Raw genomic sequence first — 3,903 nt, 5'->3', positions numbered from 1 at the left:
GGGTAAGATAAAACAGAATATGCCTGGCGGCGATAGCGCGGTGGTCCCACCTGACCCCATGCCGAACTCAGAAGTGAAACGCCGTAGCGCCGATGGTAGTGTGGGGCTTCCCCATGTGAGAGTAGGGAACTGCCAGGCTTTAAATATAGCGAAGGGGCTGTCCGGAAGGACAGCCCTTTTTGCTGTGCGTGGTTTTTGGTGGTATAGGGTTTTTATCATCAGGAATGGCTAGCCTTTCATTGCTCTCTCAGGGATCGAAGATGCCCGCGGACCGTAGAGATTTGGCGTGCGGGATCGGGTAAACTACGACGTATTCAATCTGGAGAGTACGTTCTGATGACGAGCAGTGTCACATCCCTTAAGCCATACCACACCTTCTCTTTGCTCGTTTATGCCGATGAGATCGTCTGCGCCGATACACCGGATTCGTTGGCTGCTTCCTGGTGTCATGCGAGTGAACAGAATAAACCAGTGTTGATTATGGGGGAGGGTAGCAATGTCCTGTTTTTGGAAGATTTTACAGGGACTGTCATTGTTAACCGCATAAAAGGGATTGAGATTGCTGAAGATGATCGCGGATGGCATCTTCACGTCGGTGCCGGTGAGAACTGGCATCATCTGGTCGAGTATACGCTGCAACAGGGCGTGTCGGGCCTGGAAAACCTAGCGCTGATTCCTGGCTGCGTCGGCTCGGCTCCTATCCAGAATATTGGCGCTTATGGCGCTGAGTTTAAGCAGTTTTGCGCATATGTCGATGTCTTGGATCTTACCCTCAATCAGGTGACCCGCCTCAGTGCTGAGCAGTGCCAGTTTGACTATCGTGAAAGTATCTTTAAGCATGAATACCGCCAGGGATTTGCCATTATTGCAGTAGGTCTGCATCTGACTAAGTCCTGGGTGCCTCTGTTGGGCTATGGTGATTTGGCGCAGCTCGATCCTGCCACCGCGACGCCTGAAGCTATCTTTACTACGGTATGTGCGATGCGGCGTAAGAAATTACCCGATCCGGCGCTGATGGGAAATGCGGGCAGTTTTTTCAAAAACCCTGTCGTTAGCGCCGAGCAAGCACAGGTTATCTTGATGCGTTACCCCACTGCACCACACTATCCGCAGCCCGATGGTACGGTTAAATTTGCTGCTGGCTGTCTTATCGACCAGTGCCAGTTAAAAGGGCACCGCATTGGTGGCGCAGCGGTTCATCAGCAGCAGGCTCTGGTGCTGGTCAACCTTGATGGGGCGACGAGTGACGATATCGTCGCGCTGGCGCGTTATGTGCGTAATAGCGTTGCAGAGACATTTGCACTCTGGCTTGAGCCGGAAGTGCGCTTTATTGCTTCAACGGGTGAAGTAAGCGCGACAGAGGTGCTGTCATGAAAGATATCCGCGTCCCTTTAACGCTTATCAAGATCCTTTCCGATGGTGAGTTTTATTCAGGTGAATACCTCGGTGAACTGTTGGGAATGAGCAGGGCAGGGATTAACAAACATATCCAAACCATCAGAGAGTGGGGACTGGATGTGTTTCCCGTTACAGGGAAAGGGTACAGCTTGCCTGAACCGATGCAATTGCTCGATGAGAATGTTATTCGTGCAGCACTCCCAGCAAATAACGTTGCGGTACTGCCTGTCATTGATTCGACCAACCAGTATCTGCTCGACCGGCTGGAGAGCTTGCACTCTGGCGATGCGTGCGTGGCAGAGTACCAGCAGGCTGGTCGTGGTCGTCGTGGGCGTCAGTGGCAATCACCCTTTGGCGCTAACCTTTACCTCTCCATGTTTTGGCGCTTGGAGCAGGGGCCTGCCGCTGCGGTGGGGGTAAGCCTAGCTATTGGTATCGTGATTGCAGAAGTGCTACATCGCCTCGGTGCACATGATGTCAAAGTCAAATGGCCCAACGATCTCTATATGCACGATCGCAAACTGGCCGGGATTCTGGTTGAGCTGATGGGAAAAACGGGAGATGCGGCGCAGTTAGTGATCGGGATTGGCATTAACTTGCGGATGCGGGTCTCTTCGGGGCAAGGCGTGACGCAGGAATGGATCAACCTGCAAGAAGCTGGGATCGATATCGATCGTAATATTTTGGCCGCTACGCTTGTCACTGAATTGAGTAACGCGCTGGAAGTGTTTGAACAAGGCGGATTACGCTCGTTCATACCTCGCTGGCAAGCCATCGATAATTACTATAATCGCCCGGTGAAATTGATTATGGGCGAACGCGAGATCCATGGGATTGAACGCGGAATTGATGAGCAGGGCGCGCTGTTACTTGAAGAGAACAGCGAGATTAAGGCCTACATTGGTGGCGAAATCTCACTGCGTGGCAAATAGCCAGTAGGGGGGATTCCCCCCACTGTCTTGTAATACTGCTATTTTCTCAAACGCACATATTCAACGGCATGATTAGCGCTTTTGGTCATAATCAAACTGGCGCGCTCACGGGTAGGCAAAATATTTTGGTGCAAGTTAGGTTCATTGATATCACGCCAAATTTTGGTCGCAATTGTCACCGCTTGCTCTTCCGTTAATTTTGCATACTCGTGAAAATAAGAATTAGGATCGGAGAATGCACCCAGGCGAAATTTCAAAAACCGGTTTATATACCAGGATTTTAATAATTCTTCAGATGCGTCAACATAAATAGAAAAATCAATAAAATCAGAAACAAAAGTGCTTGGTTGTGCGTACGGATAATCCATTCCACTTTGCAAAACGTTTAATCCTTCAAGGATAAGAATATCCGGTTGCTCCACCACTTTATTGCTATTTGGCACGATATCGTAAGTCAGGTGTGAATATATTGGTGCTGTGACTTTTTTAGCTCCCGATTTTATATCCGACACAAATTTCATCAGACTATGAGTATTGTAAGATTCAGGAAACCCTTTTTTCTGCATTAGGTTCCTGTCTTTAAGCACCTGTTTGGAATGTAAAAAACCGTCTGTGGTGATCAATTCAACTCGACGATGCTCAGGCCACCGGCTTAGCAACGCCTGCAATACGCGTGCGGTAGTACTTTTGCCAACCGCGACGCTGCCTGCGATGCCAATAATATAGGGAATACGCTGCCCGTTAGTGCCGAGAAATTGCTCCAATACTGCCTGGCGTCTCAGGTTTGAGCTGATATAAAAATTAAGCAGACGTGATAAAGGCAGATAGATTTCGGCAACTTCATCGAGTGATAACTCGTCATTGATCCCTTTTAACTGGATGATTTCTTCTTCTGTCAGCGTTAATGGCACTGAATTGCGCAATGCAGCCCATTGACGGCGATCGAAGTGTATGTAGGGTGTTGCAAAAGGTTGCTCGCTGTCTCTCATCTGTCCAATCTATCCTATATACCTAATAAACCTCAAGATGCAGGTTTGAGCACCTGAAAACGATCGTGAATTCTGGACGTCAGCGAGTCCGCTATTTCTGGTAGCGTATTGGTGAAAAAATTGAATATTGCATCCCGAAAATCGCGCGTGTTTTCAAAATAGCGATTATTCCGTGCATGATCATTGATCACTTTCCACAGGCGTTCTATCGCGTTCAGATTCGGACTGTAAGGCGGTAGATAGTGAAGCTCTATGTTCACGACAAAGGCCCAATCCTTAATCAATTGGGTTCGGTGATAACCAGCACCGTCCAGTATTACATGGATTCTCTGTCGGTAATCAGGGTAACGTTTGCGTATCTCAATGAAAAAAAGAGCAATGTTGTAGTCATTAATTGTTTTGTAATCGTGAATAACCGTACCGCCGATATCGCTCAGATTCAGCGCGGCTTTGTTGAATAAATAGAACTTTTGGGTAATCATCGGAGCAGATCACCACAGTTGTTTCAAAATCAGGTATCCATGGCAAAACAAAATTTTAAAATCACCAACTGGCCCTCTTATAACAAGGCCCTCAAGCAGCGC

At 48.3% G+C, this 3,903-nt stretch carries 3 protein-coding genes, 1 rRNA gene and 1 pseudogene; 3 read left to right on the top strand and 2 right to left on the bottom strand.

Going from position 1 to position 3,903, the window contains the following annotated elements; all coding sequences use genetic code 11:
* The first annotated feature begins 22 nt into the window (after positions 1 to 22).
* From rrf to birA, 3 genes are all read left to right on the top strand, one after another.
* Positions 23 to 138: ribosomal RNA gene (rrf, locus tag QZ506_RS05470) — 5S ribosomal RNA — on the top strand.
* 198 nt (positions 139 to 336) lie between these two features.
* Positions 337 to 1,374 (top strand): UDP-N-acetylmuramate dehydrogenase, encoded by a 1,038-nt coding sequence (murB, locus tag QZ506_RS05465; protein WP_291969615.1) that lies wholly within the window; start codon positions 337 to 339, stop codon positions 1,372 to 1,374.
* Positions 1,371 to 2,330, top strand: coding sequence for a bifunctional biotin--[acetyl-CoA-carboxylase] ligase/biotin operon repressor BirA (gene birA, locus QZ506_RS05460; RefSeq protein WP_291969612.1), 960 nt, complete (start codon positions 1,371 to 1,373; stop codon positions 2,328 to 2,330). The genes murB and birA overlap by 4 nt, the downstream gene beginning before the upstream one ends.
* A gap of 38 nt (positions 2,331 to 2,368) precedes the next feature.
* On the opposite strand, the gene coaA is transcribed toward birA, so the two are convergent.
* Together coaA and QZ506_RS05450 are read right to left on the bottom strand one after the other, a co-directional pair.
* Positions 2,369 to 3,319: a type I pantothenate kinase gene (coaA, locus tag QZ506_RS05455; protein ID WP_291969610.1), complete on the bottom strand. Its 951-nt coding sequence runs from the start codon at positions 3,317 to 3,319 to the stop codon at positions 2,369 to 2,371.
* Between the two features lie 32 nt (positions 3,320 to 3,351).
* Positions 3,352 to 3,765 (bottom strand): annotated as a pseudogene (locus tag QZ506_RS05450) (IS630 family transposase); the annotation flags it as partial.
* Between the last annotated feature and the right edge of the window lie 138 nt (positions 3,766 to 3,903).

The sequence above is a fragment of the Candidatus Symbiopectobacterium sp. genome, assembly GCF_020054415.1.
Lineage (GTDB): Bacteria > Pseudomonadota > Gammaproteobacteria > Enterobacterales > Enterobacteriaceae > Symbiopectobacterium.
This window is presented reverse-complemented; position numbering and strand designations above follow the sequence as displayed.

Coding starts and splice junctions, on each gene's coding strand:
- murB (WP_291969615.1), top strand. CDS start 337: ATGACGAGCAGTGTCACATCCCTTAAGCCATACCACACCTTCTCTTTG.
- birA (WP_291969612.1), top strand. CDS start 1,371: ATGAAAGATATCCGCGTCCCTTTAACGCTTATCAAGATCCTTTCCGAT.
- coaA (WP_291969610.1), bottom strand. CDS start 3,319: ATGAGAGACAGCGAGCAACCTTTTGCAACACCCTACATACACTTCGAT.